The 18,285-nt window shown below is 40.4% G+C and carries 13 protein-coding genes; 7 read left to right on the forward strand and 6 right to left on the reverse strand.

Features of this window, described 5'->3' with window-relative positions; all coding sequences use genetic code 11:
• The first annotated feature begins 3 nt into the window (after nucleotides 1–3).
• From OCU60_RS01005 to OCU60_RS01015, 3 genes are read left to right on the forward strand one after another with little or no spacing between them, the layout of a single operon-like run.
• Nucleotides 4–2,211 (forward strand): glycosyltransferase family 2 protein, encoded by a 2,208-nt coding sequence (locus tag OCU60_RS01005; RefSeq protein WP_074372281.1) that lies wholly within the window; start codon nucleotides 4–6, stop codon nucleotides 2,209–2,211.
• On the forward strand, nucleotides 2,204–3,514 hold the full coding sequence (locus tag OCU60_RS01010) for a capsular polysaccharide export protein, LipB/KpsS family (protein WP_074372280.1): 1,311 nt from the start codon (nucleotides 2,204–2,206) through the stop codon (nucleotides 3,512–3,514). The genes OCU60_RS01005 and OCU60_RS01010 overlap by 8 nt, the downstream gene beginning before the upstream one ends.
• Before the next feature lie 5 nt (nucleotides 3,515–3,519).
• The gene (locus OCU60_RS01015) at nucleotides 3,520–4,338 is read left to right on the forward strand and encodes a glycosyltransferase family protein (protein ID WP_074372279.1); all 819 of its coding nucleotides are present in this window, start codon (nucleotides 3,520–3,522) and stop codon (nucleotides 4,336–4,338) included.
• Nucleotides 4,339–4,581: 243 nt separating this feature from the next.
• Here OCU60_RS01015 and OCU60_RS01020 read toward each other — a convergent pair whose 3' ends face one another.
• A complete protein-coding gene (locus OCU60_RS01020) occupies nucleotides 4,582–6,456 on the reverse strand; it encodes a polysaccharide biosynthesis protein (protein ID WP_074372278.1) in 1,875 nt (624 codons plus the stop codon).
• A gap of 194 nt (nucleotides 6,457–6,650) precedes the next feature.
• On the opposite strand from OCU60_RS01020, the gene OCU60_RS01025 reads away from it, so the two are divergent.
• Both OCU60_RS01025 and OCU60_RS01030 read left to right on the forward strand, forming a co-directional pair.
• The gene (locus OCU60_RS01025; RefSeq protein ID WP_074372277.1) at nucleotides 6,651–7,604 is read left to right on the forward strand and encodes a UDP-glucose 4-epimerase family protein; all 954 of its coding nucleotides are present in this window, start codon (nucleotides 6,651–6,653) and stop codon (nucleotides 7,602–7,604) included.
• Nucleotides 7,601–8,146 (forward strand): sugar transferase, encoded by a 546-nt coding sequence (locus OCU60_RS01030; protein ID WP_074372276.1) that lies wholly within the window; start codon nucleotides 7,601–7,603, stop codon nucleotides 8,144–8,146. The genes OCU60_RS01025 and OCU60_RS01030 overlap by 4 nt, the downstream gene beginning before the upstream one ends.
• Nucleotides 8,147–8,213: 67 nt before the next feature.
• On the opposite strand, the gene OCU60_RS01035 is transcribed toward OCU60_RS01030, so the two are convergent.
• The 5 genes from OCU60_RS01035 to OCU60_RS01055 all read right to left on the reverse strand — a co-directional run bounded on the left by OCU60_RS01035 (nucleotide 8,214) and on the right by OCU60_RS01055 (nucleotide 13,349).
• Nucleotides 8,214–9,182, reverse strand: coding sequence for an acetyltransferase (locus OCU60_RS01035; protein ID WP_074372275.1), 969 nt, complete (start codon nucleotides 9,180–9,182; stop codon nucleotides 8,214–8,216).
• Nucleotides 9,183–9,266: 84 nt separating this feature from the next.
• Nucleotides 9,267–11,429, reverse strand: coding sequence for a YjbH domain-containing protein (locus tag OCU60_RS01040; protein WP_228449017.1), 2,163 nt, complete (start codon nucleotides 11,427–11,429; stop codon nucleotides 9,267–9,269).
• 44 nt (nucleotides 11,430–11,473) lie between these two features.
• On the reverse strand, nucleotides 11,474–12,256 hold the full coding sequence (locus OCU60_RS01045; protein ID WP_074372273.1) for a capsule biosynthesis GfcC family protein: 783 nt from the start codon (nucleotides 12,254–12,256) through the stop codon (nucleotides 11,474–11,476).
• Nucleotides 12,253–12,960 (reverse strand): YjbF family lipoprotein, encoded by a 708-nt coding sequence (locus OCU60_RS01050; RefSeq protein ID WP_074372272.1) that lies wholly within the window; start codon nucleotides 12,958–12,960, stop codon nucleotides 12,253–12,255. Before OCU60_RS01050 ends, OCU60_RS01045 begins: the two co-directional genes overlap by 4 nt.
• 80 nt (nucleotides 12,961–13,040) lie before the next feature.
• A complete protein-coding gene (locus OCU60_RS01055; RefSeq protein ID WP_074372271.1) occupies nucleotides 13,041–13,349 on the reverse strand; it encodes a hypothetical protein in 309 nt (102 codons plus the stop codon).
• Between the two features lie 957 nt (nucleotides 13,350–14,306).
• On the opposite strand from OCU60_RS01055, the gene OCU60_RS01060 reads away from it, so the two are divergent.
• Together OCU60_RS01060 and OCU60_RS01065 are read left to right on the forward strand one after the other, a co-directional pair.
• Nucleotides 14,307–15,581: a capsule assembly Wzi family protein gene (locus OCU60_RS01060; RefSeq protein WP_074372270.1), complete on the forward strand. Its 1,275-nt coding sequence runs from the start codon at nucleotides 14,307–14,309 to the stop codon at nucleotides 15,579–15,581.
• Nucleotides 15,582–15,620: 39 nt separating this feature from the next.
• A complete protein-coding gene (locus OCU60_RS01065) occupies nucleotides 15,621–18,284 on the forward strand; it encodes an SLBB domain-containing protein (protein WP_159439445.1) in 2,664 nt (887 codons plus the stop codon).
• Nucleotide 18,285: the final 1 nt, after the last annotated feature.

The raw sequence follows: 18,285 nt of genomic DNA on the forward strand, positions 1-18,285 counted from the left end.
TAAATGATTGAACAGAATCCATTAATCTCTGTTATTATGTCAGTTTATAATGGAGAAAAATTTTTAAGGGAAACCATTGACTCAATATTAACTCAGTCATTATCCGACTTTGAATTTATCATAATAAATGATTGTTCTACAGATAATACATTGGAAATATTAGAGGAATATGAAAACATTGATGATCGTATTGTTATATTAAATAACGATACTAACTTAAAACTACCAGCAAGTTTAAATAAAGGTATTTTAAGAGCGAAGGGCAAATATATAGCTAGGATGGATGCTGATGATATTGCCTTACCCGAAAGGTTTAAGATACAGTCAGAGTTGTTAGAGAACCATCATGAATATGATTTTATCGGTTCATTAGTCGATTGTTTCTATGACGGAATTATAGATGATGCATATGCTGAAAAAGAGTATATGGAGAAGGTACACTTTAATTATATTAGTGACTCTGGTAATTTGGCTGAAACAGAATATAAAATAAGAAAAGGTACATATAAAACAACTAGATTATGTCACAGTTCATTATTTGGTCGGACTCAAGCTTTTAGAGAATTATTATATACAGAAGATGTTTTTGCAGAAGATTGGGATTTATATAATAGAGCACTAAATCGAGGTTTTAAAATAACAAAAGTTCCAGAAGTGCTTATAAAATACAGAATTGTTAATTCGGGAATGTGTGGTGAATTTAATAGCTTACCATACCCTGAAATAAAAAAGAAAATTAAAAAGTTAAATGAAGGTATATTGAAGGATTGTGTCAAAACAAAATCGTATAGCATAATGATTAAATTTATATGGTACCATTTTGTCAGACGTTCTTTATATACATATACTAGTAGAGTTTTAGGAATTATGAAATCTTTAATAAAAAAATCAGTATTTACAGTGATGAAGAAAGTATATAAGTCTCTTTCTAATGCTCAGTTAATAAAACTTTATCATATTTTGAATAAATCTAATAATTATCTTAAAAGAATACCCATTTTGAATCGAGTTGTTTCACTTACATTGCAAGTTTTAAATAATAATGATGATGTTAATCCTCAAATTAAAGAACCTATTTTTAAACATAAAGTGTTTAATATTGGAATTTGGACAATAGAAAAAAAATGGATGATGGGAGGTCTCAATACCATATTAAAAATAATACCAGTTTTGATTGATAATGGACATGATGTTAGAATTATTAATTATGGTATTCATTCAGATGAATTGAAATCAGAATTTATTGACTTGTTATTGAGCCTTGATGGTTTTTCAGAATCATTTAGAGATAAAATTAATATAGTCAGTGCTGCAACATATAGACACCGATGTTTAGAGTTTAATCCAGATGATATCTTTATCTCGGGTTTTTGGGAGTCAGCAGAAGACTTTATTAAATTCAGACAGTTGAAACATTTTAATAGTGATACTTTTGTATATATAATTCAAGACTATGAACCATCAATGTTATTTCGGTGGGGGAGTGAATATATAAGGGCACGTAACACATTAGAAGACTCTAATTATTATCCTATTTTTAATAACTCGGAATTTGTTAGTGGATATTTGAAAGAATTAGGAATTATCAAGGGATGGCTTCCTAATCAAATATTGAGAGGTGAACCTTGTGAAACAAATCCGTTGTCTCCAGAAAATATGAGCTCTGGTCCTATTAAAATAGTTTTTTATTCAAGACCCACAGTAGATAAAAATATTTATTCTATAAAAATTGAAGCTCTTAAACTTCTGATTGATACCATAAAAGAGAAAGATGAGAAAAAATTCAATGAGATGGAAATTATTGGTATAGGAGAAGAGGCACCAGATGTAGAGCATAATGGTTTTCTGATCAAGAATATTGGCAAGGTTGACTATAAAGATTATCCAGTTTTTCTTCAAAAGTTTAATGTTGGACTATCGTGTATTATTTCTCCAGCATTTGCTTATCCATGTATTGAATTTCCACGAGCTGGAATTGTAACAGTTGTAAATAGATTTGCTAACCGAGATCTAGAGAGATATTCCCGAAACATTATTTCCTGTGAAAACTCAGCCCAAAGTATTTTTGAAAGTTTACAATTAGCGATTGAGCGTATTGATGATAAGAAAACAAGATATGAATCTGCTGACTTTTCATTGCCCGGTGTAGATATAGAAACGGCAACGGTAGCAATGCTAGATGCTATTGTTCAGGTAAAATACAATGCTTAGAGAAGATCTCAAACAACATATGGAAAAATTCCCCTTCTCTATGCATTTGTTATTTGAAGGTAATAAAACTGCATATGGTATGGATTTATTCATCGAATCAGAGTTTATTGATGAAGCACCTAATATTGCAGAGTGCTATTTGAATGTAGATAAATTTATATCTTATCGTAGTGATGAACCAAATCCATCAAATGTAGATTTTGTTGTACTTTGGGGAGTGTCTAGTATTGATGTGAATAGTAATAAACTATTTAGTTATGCTCAGCGATATAGCAAGCCAATTCTCATAATAGAAGATGGCTTTATCCGCTCATTTTATCCTATGAGCTTTGGTGAGTTATCTTCATCGATGCGGTTTGATCCAGAAGGTTGTTATTATGATTCAAATTTTCCATCAGCAATAGAAAATCTATTAAATAGCGATTTTATATTAGATCAGAAAATGGAAAGTTATATCGATAAGTCTATAAGTAGAATCGTAAATAATAATATCACGAAATATTCATCAGGGAATATATATAAATTAGATAAAAAAAGAGATGTTAAAGGATCAGTTTTAGTTATAGATCAAGTTTATGGTGATATGTCAATTAAACTCGGTGGAATAAATGATGATGAATTTGACATGATATTAGAAAAGGCTATTACAGAGAATGAGGGATATGAAATTATAGTTAAATTACATCCTGAATCCGTTTTAGGTATTAGGAAAGGACATTTTTCTGTTGAAGATTTAGTAAAGAGAGGTATTACAGTCATTTATGATAACGTTAACTCTATATCATTGTTAAAGCAAGTCGATAAAGTATATTGTGCAACAACTCAGATGGGGTTTGAAGCTCTACTTTGTGGGAAAGAAGTTCATGTTTTTGGTTGTCCTTTTTACTCTGGTTGGGGGAGAACAATAGATAGAAAAAATATTCAAAGACGAAATAAAGAAAGAGGTATAAAAGATTTATTTTATTCAGCATACATTTACAATACTATCTATGTAAACCCTATTACTAAGAAACGTTGTGATTTAAGTGACATCCTTTCATATTTTGAAATGTATATTAATAATAGTGATTACCTTTCAGATATAAAACAGAAGCGTTTGGATTTAAGAATTCAACGGTTAGAAAGTAAAATTAAAGAAATTGAACCATTGAAAGAAGCGTCAGTTACTTTGAATTATCATATTAAAAGAATTAAAAATAATATTATGTTTCGATTTGGACAAAAAGTGGAGTTTTTATTTTATCTAGTAGAAAGAGTTACTGAAAAATTTTGGGGATATTTTAAAAAATTATTTAAGGAATAATTTTTATGCCTAAGCGAACACTAAACGTATCTATTGTTGTCTACGGCCATCAAGTTAAGGATATTTATACTGTTATTCATTCTTTATTCTTATCCGCTAGATTTGCAAATGTATCCAAGCTTTATCTCACTCTCATTGATAATAAAGGTGATTTTCTATATGAGGAGTTAATGTCGATCATAGAGGAGATGGATTTTAGTGAGAAGTATAAACTATCATATGTAATAAGAAGTGATAATCCAGGATACGGTGTATCAAATAATTTGGCTATACATGAGTCAAAAGAATTATATTATTTAATTCTTAACCCCGATGTTATTTTTCAAGAAAATTCCTTAAATGAAGCATTATCCTATATGGAAAAATGTGAATCTTGTATATTGACTTCTCCAGAAATCAGAAATGAATATAATGCTGTTGTTTCTGGTATAAAAAGATATCCTTCGCTCTTAGTATTATTTGTTAGGTTTGTTGATATTAAATTATTAAATTTTTTGTTTAAGAGAAAACTAGATGAATATACATGTCAAGATATTATAGATAATGCAAAACCATCAAAAGTTGATATTGTATCCGGTTGTTGTATGCTATTTAAAAATTCTTCTTTACTCCAAATCGGTGGTTTCTCAGATAAATATTTCCTATATTTTGAAGATTTTGATTTGAGTTTGAGAGCATCTAAAATTGGAGATTTATATTATGTTCCAAATTTTAAAATAAAACACTTTGGTGGAAATACAGGTCGTAAAGGAGTAAAGCATATTAAGTGTTTTTTATCTTCAATGATCAAGTTTTTTTGTGATTATAAAATTAAGGTTTTTTAAATGTTAAAATTTTTTAAACTATTTCTACCAGTGTCTATTAAAATAAATATATTAGATCATTTAGCGAGAAATACTTATATCAAACAATAAGTTTCCAATCAACTACAAAAGGATAAAGAAAAGTATTATGGGCTGACTCAGATCTCTTGTTAGATGTTATCGTGTCAGAGTAAATATATTTACTCTGATTTTTTACCGTAATTTTTAGTAACTTTCCATGGTGTTTGGGTGATAGTCTAGAGCTTATTTTTCTACTGGTAACTGTTGGTAACCAGTAGGCGCATCAAGTAAAATTCTTCTGATACAACCGACATCAAAATTATGACAGCATACATCTAACTGAGATAGAAGATCTTCCATTTCCGTCCAAGAAAGTTTGTCTTCAGACGCCGTCATAATTTTTTGATGGCTCGTCCCTTCGACATTTTCCCCAATCAATAGCTCTTCATATAATTTCTCTCCGGGACGTAGTCCTGTAAAACGGATTTCGATATCCCCTTCATCCACTTTTCCGTCATAATATTCTTTCATTCCCATTAAGTGAATCATACGTTTTGCGAGATCCAATATTTTTACCGGATCTCCCATATCTAATACGAATACTTGTCCATTGTGTCCCATTGCACTTGCCTGAATAACAAGTTGTGCAGCTTCAGGAATGAGCATGAAATAGCGAATGATGTCTGGGTGTGTCACCGTAACAGGTCCGCCTTGACGAATTTGTTTTTTAAACAGAGGGACGACAGAGCCTGAAGAGCCTAATACATTACCAAACCGGACCATGGTAAATGTTGTGTCTGTCTCTTTATCGGCAAGTGCTTGTAACACAAGCTCTGCCATCCGTTTACTTGCTCCCATAATATTGGTCGGTCGAACCGCTTTGTCGGTCGATATCAGCGTGAAGTTTTTTACACCAGCCTGAATGGCTGCATTGGCACAGGATAATGTCCCGAAGACATTGTTACCAATGCCTTCGACAATATTATCTTCAACGATCGGAACATGTTTATAGGCTGCTGCATGATAAACTGTTTCTACATTATGTGCCTTCATCAGTTTGAGAACTCGGTTTTCTTTTTGCACGGAACCAAGAGCAGTGATGATTGTGGTTTGTAAGTTATTTCTGAACTTTATCGATTGAAGCTCTTGATCAATTTTATATAAGTTATACTCATTAAGCTCAAATAAGACGAGTGTTGTTGGATTTTGTGCCAGTATTTGTCGGCAAAGCTCTGAACCGATTGATCCGCCAGCACCGGTGACCATTACACTTTTATCTGTGATGTTTTTTGATAATAAAGTGATGTCGGGATCAACCGGTGCACGTCCGAGCAGATCGAACAGGTCCAGATCCCTGACATCGGTTGCTCTTGCTTTACCGGTAGCTATATCTTCTACACTGGGCACTGATTGTACTTCTATTGGCCAATGGGAGAGTTTTTCCAGCAACCGTAGTCGCTCACCTTTGCTAATGTTATTGATAGCAAGCAGCAGTTTTACCGGTTGATAGAGAGATTTTAACCGTTCGAATTCATCACTATGATGGACGCGGATACCAAACATAATTTGTCCGGTTTTGGTCGGGGCATCATCGAGCAGAATAACCGGATGATATTCATCACCCTGTATCAGCGCATAGGTCAGATCTCTGCCAGTTGCGCCAGCGCCGTATATGAACACATTGGGTTTATGGCGTTTGTAATCGTAGTAATAAATTGTTCGAATGAGGATTCGAGGCCCACCCAGAGTCAGAATGGCCAAACCGGCGTAGATAAATGGGACGCTTCTGGGAATAAATGCCTGAAAGAAAAAGCCACTGAGTGCAAGTGTTAAAGAGGATAGAAAAACCGCTAAGAATATATGTCCGATCGCGGGGAGCATCATATAACGAAGCACTGCGCGATACATGCCAAACCGAATAAAAGTTATCAGCGTCACGACAAGTGTTGCGAAAACACATAGGCTCTCTCTGTACCCCAAGATGAAATGAAAGCCATCAAGGCGAAGGACCATTGCAAAGAGTAGTGATGTCAGGACTGCAAAGATATCATAACAGATGCTAATCAGGCGCTTATTGCGACGTCTGGTGCGGAGAAGTAATTGAATCGGAGTAAACATTGCTTTATGCCCAATTGATGTCACAGAAATATGAAAGGTTGATGTCTTATTTGTCGGTTATATATTTTTGTTCTTGAGCACCGACGGCTTAGTTTAAGGCTTACACTTCATCAGGATCAATTGTAAACTTCGGATTATTGAAAGTAATTGATGCTTCGGTTGTTTTTTGAGCATCCGAATTTTGTGGGAAAAGAGTGAAAATTTTAGTTACGGGGAGTTCCGGCTTTGTCGGAGGACGAGTCACACAGATGGCCCGCGATCAAGGTTGGGATGTTTTGACGCATGGCAGAAGTGCTGCAGATCATGCCCGGCAACCATCGATTGTTTGTGCATTAGAACCGGATACCGATTGGACTCCGGTTCTTAATGGTGTTGATTGTGTCGTGCACTGTGCTGCCAGAGTGCATCAAATGAATGAATCATTGGCTGAAGCGCAACATGCTTATCAAGATGTGAATGTGCTTGGTACGCTAAATTTAGCGCGCCAAGCTGCAAAAGCAGGTGTGAAGCGATTTATTTTTGTCAGTTCAATTAAGGTCAACGGTGAATGGACGAAAGCAGGGCAACCTTTTTTGCCGACATTCGATGCGCAACCAGAAGATCCTTATGGTATGAGCAAATATCAGGCTGAAGTCGGATTATGGCAATTAGCCGATGATACAAGGCTGGAAGTTGTTGTGATTCGTCCGCCACTGGTTTACGGTCCGGGAGTCAAAGCGAATTTCTTGTCGATGATGAACTGGGTTTCTCGGTCCCTACCTCTGCCATTCGGCGTGATTCCGGCCAAAAGGAGTCTGGTCTATCTGGATAATCTGGCTGATCTCATTATCACGTGTTGTACCCATCCGGTTGCTGCAGGGAACACCTTTCTTGTTTCCGATGATCATGATATCTCAATTTCCCAGCTCTTACGCCTTTTAGCGAAAGTGATGAATGTGCCGTCTCGTTTGATACCAGTCCCCCCCCGGTTGCTATTATGGGGACTGTCGCTATTGGGGAAACGGGCGATTGGCCAGAGGTTATGTTATCCTCTGCAGCTTGATATTCGTGCAACAAAAGAGAAGTTGGGGTGGACTCCGCCAGTCTCTCTGGAGGCGGGGCTCAGACAAACGGTTCGGGCATATCAACAGCAGAAAGAGCAACAATGATTAGATTACTGGATTTTGTTTTTGCATTACTGGGACTTATGATTTTGTGGCCGGTGATGTTATGCGTTTGTATTTTGGGATATTTTGATACAAAGAGCCCTATTTTTACCCAGACTCGGGTTGGCCGTTATCAAAAGCCATTTACCTTGATTAAGTTCAGGACGATGCCACCCAATACTCAGTCTGTTGCGACACATCTGGTCGGTGCGACTTCTGTGACAAAATTGGGGGCATTTTTAAGAAAAACCAAAATTGACGAGTTACCGCAACTTATCAATGTACTGAAAGGTGAAATGAGTTTAGTCGGTCCGAGACCGTGTTTGTTTAATCAGACACAGTTGATAGAAGCAAGAGAACAACGCGGTGTTTTTAGCGTCCTCCCCGGTATTACCGGATTAGCTCAGGTAAATGAAGTTGACATGTCTACGCCCGAATTGGCCGCTGAATTAGATCAGAAAATGATTCAGACCATGAGCATCAGGAACTACTTCTTATACATTATCCAGACAGTTTCTGGTAAAGGAAGCGGGGATAGGGTCTGAGGATCTATCCGTTGGAGTGGGGGAGCCGCTTCCCGTGATAACACGCTTCAACAACAATGTCCTGCCATTACAATGACTGATAATACTGGGTCAGTACATCGATAAAGTGAGCTTTCTGCTCACAAGGCAGGGTATTGATACCGGCAGCGGCTTTTCGCCCGCCACCTGTCGCAAACAGGCTACACACTTCATCGGCTCCGGTACGATTGTTTAAAGGTGCCCGGACACTGACAGTATAATCCTGCTGATTTTCATTGAGGGTTAACACTGCGTGAGCCTGCCGGGAGGATTGGTTGGCGAGTTTATTACCGAACACGCCACTGATTCGTCTCGCCCAAGCTGTACTGGGGAGTTCAAATATTCGACATGACGGATTTTCAGTCAGCGGGGTGAGACTCATGATTTGCGCATAGTCATCCGCATAGCCTTGCTGTAAGAGATAATAAGGAGAGTCAGGCTCTTCTCTTAGCGTGAATGGACTGGGATAGTTGAGTAGTTGTTGAAAGAGCTCTGCCGGTGGAATATGAAGATCATCAAGGGTTGCACCATAGCCATTGTAGTTGATCAAGGTGCCGAGTTCACAAAGAAATTCGCTATCTTCCTGCGATAACCCTGCATGGTTTGCGAGCGATTGAGCCCGTTGATGAAGATTGTCGCCAAAAGCGCCGGCAATTGCCCAGTGAATAAATTCGCCTTTGAGTTTTTGATTAATCAGCAGGCTGGTACAAGTTTCTGCATCTAAATTGATTAGCGTTTCCAGATGTTCCGAATTTGGAATCTCTCCGCTCTGGTGATGGTCACAGTAGAAAACAGGAATGCGTTGCGTGAGGAGGCGTTGTAATGGCTCAATGTTTTTCATCATTGAGATATCAAGCACGGTGACCGATGTTGCATCACCCAGTTTGACGACTTGATCCAATAGTTGGATATCTCTCTTGACACCAGTAATCAATCGGTGTGTTTTGGGGGTACTCAGACGCAATTGCAGTAACGCAATAATACCATCAGCATCACCATTGAATACGTCATAGTGCATCCCGTTTTTCCCCTCTGCTACAGTATATTAACTACATGATACTTATCCCGTTTATAACGAGATAAGTATCATAATGCATTGTGTTTATTCTGTAATTGATTTTGTAAACCAAGGTGAGCGAGCGTCGGTCATGTTGTAAAGCTCATATTGTCGATTGAGTTTTTGTCCCCCGTCTCGCATCAGTGGTAACCAAGAAATATTGGCACGATTGACACTTGGCTTGATGGTCATTAGGTCGAGAGGAATCGAAATATAGATGCCTTTGGTAAAGCTCCCTTCCCCATACTCTGACGCGGATAGATTTGTTTTCGCTGCGAATACACCGGCAATCACACCACTATCAAACTGTTTGGAAAAATCAACTGTCACCCCTTTATCTTCGGTAAGGTATTGACCTGCGCTGATCTTCAGTAAAGTGTTGTTGAAGAGCGACCAGAATTGCGGCTGCCAGTAAAGTGTCGCGTGACCGGTAAATGTTCCCGTCTGAACACGGTAGTAACGGGCGGTTTGTGCATCAAAGTGTTGCTCTTCTTTATATAAGCCCAATACACTATCGGGATCGCGCTGTTTGACATAATTCCCATCGATACCGAAAGCCCAGTTCTGATTGAGCGGACGATAGATAACTTCGCCGCCGGCTCCGGCAAACATGGATTCCAGATAGCCGCCATATGCTTGCCCGTAGAAGTTGTCTCCGTAATGATCAAGGTACGTAAGTTGAAGACTGTCCATACGGAAGGTGTGATCATAATATTGACGTGCCAGCGTTCTGACCCTTTTTAAATCAGTCCCATCGGGCGGCACGGTATACTTATATTCATCATAATTATCCGTGATGTTGCCATATAAGCTGCTGGAGAGGATGAAATGCTGTCCCATCCGATAGCTACCATTGGCTTTTACCCCGATGGCATAGAGGTAGAAATTCTCAGACCCCCCGAAAGATTGTTGTAACGCCGGGGTGAAACCAAACTGCCAGTTTTTAGAACCTTGTGCTGTTACCTCTCCAGAGATAACAGAGGGTTGATTGGTTGTTTTGGCATCATCAAAATCCGCTCCCGGGTAATCATTCCTAGCGACTCGCTCAAATGCATAAGCATTGATTTGAGTTTCTGTCAGGGGTTGTCCATTTGCGGTTTCAACAATCTTATAGGTATCGGCATCCACACCACTGTTCGCGATCAACAATGCAGCGCGTTCTTCAGCTTCTTTTTTATGACGATATTTTTGCTGAGTCCCGGTGAGCGTCACGGTTTTGTTGGCTTGATCTTGCCGGAGAGATGCTTGCTGATAGCCGGCAATTTTTTGAATATCAGCCACGAGTTGTTGCCACTCTTCTTTTGACAACGTGCTTTTTTTGGTTTGTGGATGGTAATCCGGACGAGGTTCGTCAATCCAGACTGGTCTCAGGGTCGCAAGATTGGTATTGAGTGAAATCCCCGCGGTGAATGTATTACCGCGTTCATAGCTCAGTCTCAAACGAGCCCAATCTGTGAATGAATATACCAGACCGATGTTCCACGGTGTGGATACCGGCATTGCTTTCTTCCCCTGAGTGACAGGAAAATCACTTTGGTAGTTATTGCCATCATATTCTAGTTTGAACACCAAGGGATCAAACGGTGTCTGATATTCGATCCCACCATAAAGTGAAGCACATCCAGTGAACATGCTATCCAGAGAAATACTGCCGGTTGTGCCTTGATAGCCTGTACTTCTGCCGCAGTCAGCAGAGGTTTGGTTATCACCGGATAAATTGCCCCGGTTACCGAGATATCCCCAACCAACACCGAGCGTAAAATCGAGAGGGCCGAACTGTTTATTGGCTGCAATATATTCGCCATCAAATAGTCCCGTACCGCCAATATCTCGGAATCCGACAGCAATTTGGGGAAGCCAAAAACTTTCATCTACAAGGCTGAGTTTTACATCGGCTGACTTGTCGGTATATTTTGTGTCGCCGCTAAAAGACGCGTCGTTGCTATAAAGTAAATCATGGATCTGGGTATAACGAATGGTCGTTTCCAACCAAGGGAATAACTGTAGAGACAATGAATAGTAAATATAGTCATCATTATTGGTGACGTTGAGTTCAAGCGCCCCTTCCGGCATCACTCTCCCACTTGGCATCTGGATTAATCCGACACCACCGAAATCGGATTGGGAGTGGGTCAGTGATGGCGGGCTAAACTCGTCTGAATAGGTGTTTAGCGATGTCAGGCCAAAGACTATCGTCGCAATCGTCATGGATGCATAGGGTGGCCAGTTTAAAGAACCGGATAAGTGTTTCATCATGGCAATCTGTTTCTTAGTAGCTCAACAACAAGGTCGTTGGGATTTTGAAGGCGATCATTTGGATAAATGATAGGGAGTGTTTCAACCGGAAGAGGGACATAAATAATCGCTCCGGGGGCTATTTCTGAAAAGGTTTGGTTCCAGTACCCTATCGGATGCTCTTCTACTTTGCCGTCGGGTTGGATCACGATGACCTTTGATATCGTCCCGTCAAATAGCCCGGCAGTTTGTACATAGCTTCTCGCATCCAGACGAGGCTGCCACGTTTGGTTTCCCGGCTTCGTGATACCACCTAAAACCAGTACATTTTTAGGCGCGTATTTTAGGGTAATGAGCCAGTTTCCGCTTAATTTGGGATTCAGTGACAGACGGAGGCGAATTGCATCCGGATCAATCGTTTGAAAAATTCGCTTAGCGTAGTGTAAAGATTCGAGAGAATGTCTGAGTTGTGACCAGTAGAACCAAGACTCATGATAGCGTTTGCTGGCGATGGCTTTCTGTTTTGCGATGACACCGAAGACTTGTTGTTTCAACTTTAATTCGATGTTGGTGTCATAGATACCGGATGTGAACCAGTCGATCATGCGCCAATTTGCCCCCGTTTTATCAAGCGCTTGTAAAACCACTTCATCAAGACGGGGAAAATAATCGTAGGTGAGGTGGTTTGGTGGTGACGATTCAAAGTGAATGCCTATATCAGTTGACGCGGCAAAGGAAACGGATGCCAGTCCGGTGCTGATGCACAGGATTAAATAAAAGATGATTGTCCATGGCTTCATCCGCGATTGTCTCCCACGTAACGCTTGCCGAGAGAAAGGGTCAGTTTTTCTGAACCCGGGAAAATGTACTGCTCACTTGCAATCACCTCACCCGAGTGGGGACTGATCCAATAGTTATTTTGATATTGTTGCTTTATTTGAGGAATGTCGACCTGTTCAACGACATGAAGCAGGGCTTGAGCCCCATTTGGCAAATGTTTGTTTTCTATCTCGCCAAGCGTAAATGTAGATAACACTTGATAACTTGCGTGATATCCCGGAGACCAAGTCATTTTATATTGCCAAGTGTGGGGGGTTGTGTCCTTTTGCAGCCCTAATACCAGAGGGTCGATATTGTTCGAGTCAACCTGAATGAGGTTCCCCTCTTTCAGATTAACGGTTTTTATCACCCTGCCTGATTGTGTCACCAACATTTCTCGATTAGCTGACAGCCACTTTAAATGAGTCGAATGGTCTGGTGAATTTGTTGACTCGGCCCAAGTGAGAATCATCAGGGCTAATGGGTTCTCTCCCATTTTTATATACAAACTTGCGTAAGGCAGTTCCTCAACTTTGTCTGGTGAAATTGAATGATTATCCGGTCCCCATAAAGCGGACTGGATGGTCTCAGACAAGTCTTGAGCATTTTGAGAGCATCCGACAAGTAAGAGTAATGGTGTGAAAAATAAGTAACAGTAATGAGAAAAACGGGAAAAATTTGTCATAAAGGCATAATTAAACAAAATAAACAACAACCGCCAAAGACGGCTGTTGTTTTTATTAAATGAACAGTCAATAACTACTGTTACTGAGGTGTTGTCACTGTTGATGTTGCAGTCGTGTCATTCGAAGCACTGACCGCGACAGCTGTTGCTGCAACGATAGCCGCAGTTGTCGCTGCGATCGTTGCACTGATACTACCAATTGCAGTACCCGTTGCTGCAGCAACACTACCAGCAGCGCCGCCTGCACCAGCACCAGCACCAACGGCTCCAGCACCAGCACCAGCACCGCCAGAACCGGCACTACCGGAAACAACTCCCGCAGCTGGGGCAGCACTTGCAATACCACTGAAAGCAAACATTGCCAGCAACGTAATTGCAGTTTTCTTCATACTTATCTCCTAGGAAATAACATTAACATCGATGTTGCTCACAAAATACACAAGAGCTTATTAAACATAATACATTTTTAGAGGTTATGTAAACTACATGTGTGAAATTATCGGCTTATATTGCGTTGTTATAAAAAATTCATCATTTATTTTGTCAGCTAAATGAATACATGATTGTATTCATATTTTTAAAATCAACCTGATTCAGGACATCATTTCTTTGTTTTTTCGCTTGATTTTGACATGTATGCTAACAAGTTTTATATGCATATTTAGTGATTTCAACAGAGATATTTCGTCTTGAAATTTATTGTCAAACCAATATGGGAGGATCTAGACTTACACGTTTAATTGTATTATTGTAAATTAAAGCTATTGAAAACAATGATTTTTATGCGAAGTGTTATGGTGGGGAGTGAAGCGTAGATTTTATATGCTCATTGTTTCGTTCGTCACTTGCTAAATTTGATTTTCTCTACTAAAACTATGAAAGATAGATATAAATATATGGATGCTCTCCCGTGTTCGTCCATGATACGGCTGCTTATTTCTATAGCTTCAGAGTAGTGAATAATACGGATGTGTATTGTATCTCGAGATGTTTGAACTATATTTTTTTGAAAAATTCTGATTTTTACTGAGTTGAAATAAATACAAGTCGGGTGTGGCTTTTATTTGTTGAAAAACTGATATACAACGTTTTGTTTTGATTCTGTTTACTCATGAGTGTGAGTATTTGTTTTGAGTACAAGGATGGGCTCTTAGCATGCTTTCTGGGAAGCCGACCCAAGGGCGGTAGCGTGCTTGAACAAGTCCTCTTTCTTCTGATAATCGTCAGTTTATTGTGGTGTGAGTATTCTCTTGGCTAAAAATATAATTCTAAGATTTTTTTTATCTTATCTTATTGTTTTTCCGCTGCTTTTTTCTTTGAAAAGTGAAGCGGCACCTTGGGTATCTATGGACGATGCCTACCTTAAGTCTGATCTACAGATGCTGGCGGATGCCGGTCTTATCTCTGTACCTATCAATTCTTATCCAATACGTTGGTCTCGCCTTGATACCGATCTACAACTGATGGATATGGTTCAGCTCCCCCCGTCGCTGGAGCAAGCCTATCAACATCTCAGTTACGCATTAAGCCAAGATACTATAGGGAATGGCCGCAAGCATGTTGCCTTGGGGTATGCTCATGCGTCTCGGGACGACAGGAGTTTTGCCGCCCCGTTGACCGCACACTGGCAGGTAAAATCGAGCTATGAACTTGTGGAGCACGACTATGCTTTTCGTGTCGCTGCAAACTATCAGCGTTCCCCGGATCAATTTGGCCGTGAAGACACCGACTATGGGCTGGATGATAGTTATCTCGCACTGAATTGGGGAAATTTGAGTGCGACTTTCGGCAGTTTGCAGCATTGGTGGGGGCCGACGTCGATTTATAATCTGGCTTGGGGGCATACTCGTCGCACCGTGCCCGGTTTTAGCTTGGCTTATGATGGCTATGACTGGCCGATATTCGGTAACTGGCATGTTGAAACTTTCTGGGGGTTGAATGAGACCCCAAACCGGAATGATAAGCAGTGGTCAAATCGATTTGAGTTTAGTCCATTCAACCGATTGAATATTGGTTTGGTTTATCAAAAGTGGTTTGATAAACCCGACTGGGATGGATATTTGACGGGTTCACTTCAACCGCAGGACGGTGAACAAGAGCAATATAGTGCTGATATTCGCTTGAGTCTGCCAGTATTAAATGTGGGAACCGTTGTGACTCAAAGTCTTTATGCGCAGGGAGCCAGTTTAGTGAATGATCGATCTCTGGGATCTCTGGTCATCGGCTGGCAAAGCCAGTTTGATCTCGGTGGGCAGTCGCTGCGTTGGGTTGCCGAGGTGAAGCAGTTAACTGATGATGCAAAGCAACAATGGCGAGACATGTTGTCTGATCGCTCGACTATGGTGGGGCAACATGACTATCAGTCTGTCAGTGGTATGGATGTCGGGGAAGCAAAATCATTGAAATTACTTTGGATTACGCCCGATAGCTGGGAAATTACATTGCAAGGGCAGAGTTATCATCAGACTGGTGATGATGAAACCCTGAAAAAACTAACAGCCTATGTGCGTTTGCCGTTGGCAAATAGCCGCCTGACATTGGGCTCCGATTTCATGGCTGATACAAAAAATAATCAAACTGATAAATGGAATTACTGGGTTAACTGGGACTTTCGTTTTTAATCGATTCACTAGCAATTGTTTGGACATTGGATGAACTTGATGAGATATATTCTATTCAGATTAATCATAGTTTTTTTTGTTTCCTTTAGTAGTTTTTCTTCTTGGTCTGCCAATTTTACCGCCTCACAACTCGCCCAGTTTAAGCAGCTACCACCAGCGCAGCAGCAGGCATTGGCTCGGCAATATGGTGTTGATTTATCAAGTTTAATGGGCTCGGGTAAAGCGGAGGGCGCATCTCAGCCTGTGCAGACGATACAGCCGAGAGACGTTGATAAACAACAAAAAGCAGAGAGTAGCAAGCAAAAATCAGCGAAAGAAGGACAGGGCGATAACGCTGAACAGTTAGTTGACTTTGGTTATGATTTATTCTCGGGGCAGCCTTCAAGTTATACCCCTGTTGACGACTTACCCGTTCCGAATAATTATCTGATTGCTGCCGGTGACGAAATTAATGTCCAACTGTTCGGGAGTCAGAATAATAGTTATAACCTCAGTGTTTCACGAGATGGTTCTATCCAGTTCCCTGAACTGGGGCCGATTTATGTGGCAGGTCAGACTTTTAGTGAACTAAAAGCGAATCTGACAAAGCGTATTAATCAGCAGATACTCGGTGCTGAAGTCTCCATCTCTCTTGGTTCTTTGCGCATGATGCAAATTTATGTTGCAGGGGATGTATATCAGCCGGGTGCCTATAACATTCCGAGTTTGGCAACCGTGACTCAGGCGCTGATTGCTGCGGGTGGGTTTAGCAAAAGTGGTTCTTTGCGAAATATTACAGTTCGTCGAGAGCATAAAGTGATCGCCCGGTTGGATTTATATCATTTGCTTTTGCAAGGAAATAAGCTGAGTGATATTCGTCTACAGTCAGGTGACACCGTATTTGTTGCAGCCAAAGGGCCCTCAGTCAGTATTCGGGGAGAAATTCGTCGCCCTGCCGTTTATGAAATTAAATCGGGAACGACGATTAAGCAATTGATGAAGCTTGCCGGAGGGAGTAAAGCGAATGCTTATTTGCCTCAGCTTCAGGTTAAACGCTATCAGAACGACGGGGTTCATATCCATACGCTTGATTTAACCAAAGGTAAAGACAAGCAATTTATCCTGCAAGACGGTGACGATATTACGATTAACCCAATTAGTGATGTGTTGAAAAATGCAGTCATTGTGAGAGGAGCGACCATTCGACAAGGTGCGTATGCATATTCTCAGGGTATGAGAATTTCGGATTTATTATCTTCATCGGATGATCTGGCACCGAATGCTGATCTGGATTACGCAATCATTGTGCGCGAAACCGGGCGTAAACATAACATCAAAGTCTTACAATTTAGTTTGAATAATGCCATCAATATTGCCAGTTCAGCGGATGATCTTGTATTGCAGCCCAATGATCAATTATTTGTTTTTGCCACGAATATCTCCTTGAATGAATGGAAGACTGAATCAGTACAACAAACACCGGCAACATCCGATGATTTATTTTCTCATGCTGAAAAACAGAAGATGCTGAAGCATCCCAAAAAGCGGGATGCATTAACCGGAGTTGAACTGGTCGAGAGTGGAAAACCCCAATTAGGGGTACAAGGCAGCGATAGAGAATTGCAGGAAATGCAAAACAGTGATCCTGCGTCCCGCTCACGGTTATTAGAGCCCTTAATTAGTCGTTTACAACTACAAGCGGTCAATGGTGAAAGAGCGAAAATTTATGAAATCAGCGGTGCTGTCCGTTATCCGGGCGTCTATCCACTTGTCGAAGGCGGAAGCCTAAAAGATGCGATTGTGGCTGCCGGTGGATTACTGGAGTCTGCCGCCAAAGATGAGGCAGAATTGTCTCGCGTGATTCCGATGCCTGGCACCATTGCGATTCATCATCAAACGTTTGATTTGCTCAAAGCGCTGACCAATCCCAATGATAATTTTCTGCTCGAATCGAAAGATCGGGTTGTTGTACAACGTAAAACCAACTGGAAGACCAACAATATTGTTGAGATTCAGGGAGAAGTCATGCATCCCGGAAGCTATACAATTAGCCAAGGTGAGACGATTCAAGACTTAGTGAGACGTGCCGGGGGGCTTTCTCAGTTTGCCTATCCACAAGGCGCTGTATTCAGTCGTGAGGTATTACGTCTGCAAGAACAGCAGCGGATGAAAATGGTGACCAATAATCTTCGGCAAGAGATCGCTTCACTGACACTCCGGCGTCAAAGCAGTGCTGCGACGTATACTTCATCTCCGACAGAAGCGATGAAAGTTGTCGATGATCTGTTAGATATTCCAGCTGTTGGTCGGTTAGTTATTGATTTACCGAATATTTTATTAGGTCAGTCTCAAGACGATGTCATGCTTGAAGATGGTGATAAGCTGTATATTCCTCCGCGAAGAAATACGATTTCGGTACTTGGTCAGGTACAAATTGCAAGTAATTTCACCTTTAAACCCGGTCTGTCTGTTGAGAGATACATTAACTTAGCCGGCGGGGAGAAAAAACAGGCGGATACTGATCGTGTTTATGTGATTCGGGCCAATGGTGCGGTGATGTTACCCAATCAATCTCATTGGTTTGTTCGTTCCGAGAAATCTTTAGAGCCCGGAGACACTATTGTTGTTCCGATTGATACAGATTACTTGGACGATCTGAGTACATTTAGCACTGCTACACAAATGATGTATCAGATAGGTGTTGCATGGAATGCAATTAAATAAC

The organism is Vibrio spartinae (assembly GCF_024347135.1).
Taxonomy (GTDB): domain Bacteria; phylum Pseudomonadota; class Gammaproteobacteria; order Enterobacterales; family Vibrionaceae; genus Vibrio; species Vibrio spartinae.

Bases quoted from the DNA above. Each gene is read 5' to 3' on its own strand.
- OCU60_RS01030 (WP_074372276.1), top strand. From the start codon at position 7,601: ATGATTAGATTACTGGATTTTGTTTTTGCATTACTGGGACTTATGATT.
- OCU60_RS01045 (WP_074372273.1), bottom strand. From the start codon at position 12,256: ATGAAGCCATGGACAATCATCTTTTATTTAATCCTGTGCATCAGCACC.
- OCU60_RS01035 (WP_074372275.1), bottom strand. From the start codon at position 9,182: ATGCACTATGACGTATTCAATGGTGATGCTGATGGTATTATTGCGTTA.
- OCU60_RS01060 (WP_074372270.1), top strand. From the start codon at position 14,307: ATGGACGATGCCTACCTTAAGTCTGATCTACAGATGCTGGCGGATGCC.
- OCU60_RS01015 (WP_074372279.1), top strand. From the start codon at position 3,520: ATGCCTAAGCGAACACTAAACGTATCTATTGTTGTCTACGGCCATCAA.
- OCU60_RS01065 (WP_159439445.1), top strand. From the start codon at position 15,621: ATGAGATATATTCTATTCAGATTAATCATAGTTTTTTTTGTTTCCTTT.
- OCU60_RS01055 (WP_074372271.1), bottom strand. From the start codon at position 13,349: ATGAAGAAAACTGCAATTACGTTGCTGGCAATGTTTGCTTTCAGTGGT.
- OCU60_RS01020 (WP_074372278.1), bottom strand. From the start codon at position 6,456: ATGTTTACTCCGATTCAATTACTTCTCCGCACCAGACGTCGCAATAAG.
- OCU60_RS01010 (WP_074372280.1), top strand. From the start codon at position 2,204: ATGCTTAGAGAAGATCTCAAACAACATATGGAAAAATTCCCCTTCTCT.
- OCU60_RS01040 (WP_228449017.1), bottom strand. From the start codon at position 11,429: ATGACGATTGCGACGATAGTCTTTGGCCTGACATCGCTAAACACCTAT.
- OCU60_RS01050 (WP_074372272.1), bottom strand. From the start codon at position 12,960: ATGACAAATTTTTCCCGTTTTTCTCATTACTGTTACTTATTTTTCACA.
- OCU60_RS01005 (WP_074372281.1), top strand. From the start codon at position 4: ATGATTGAACAGAATCCATTAATCTCTGTTATTATGTCAGTTTATAAT.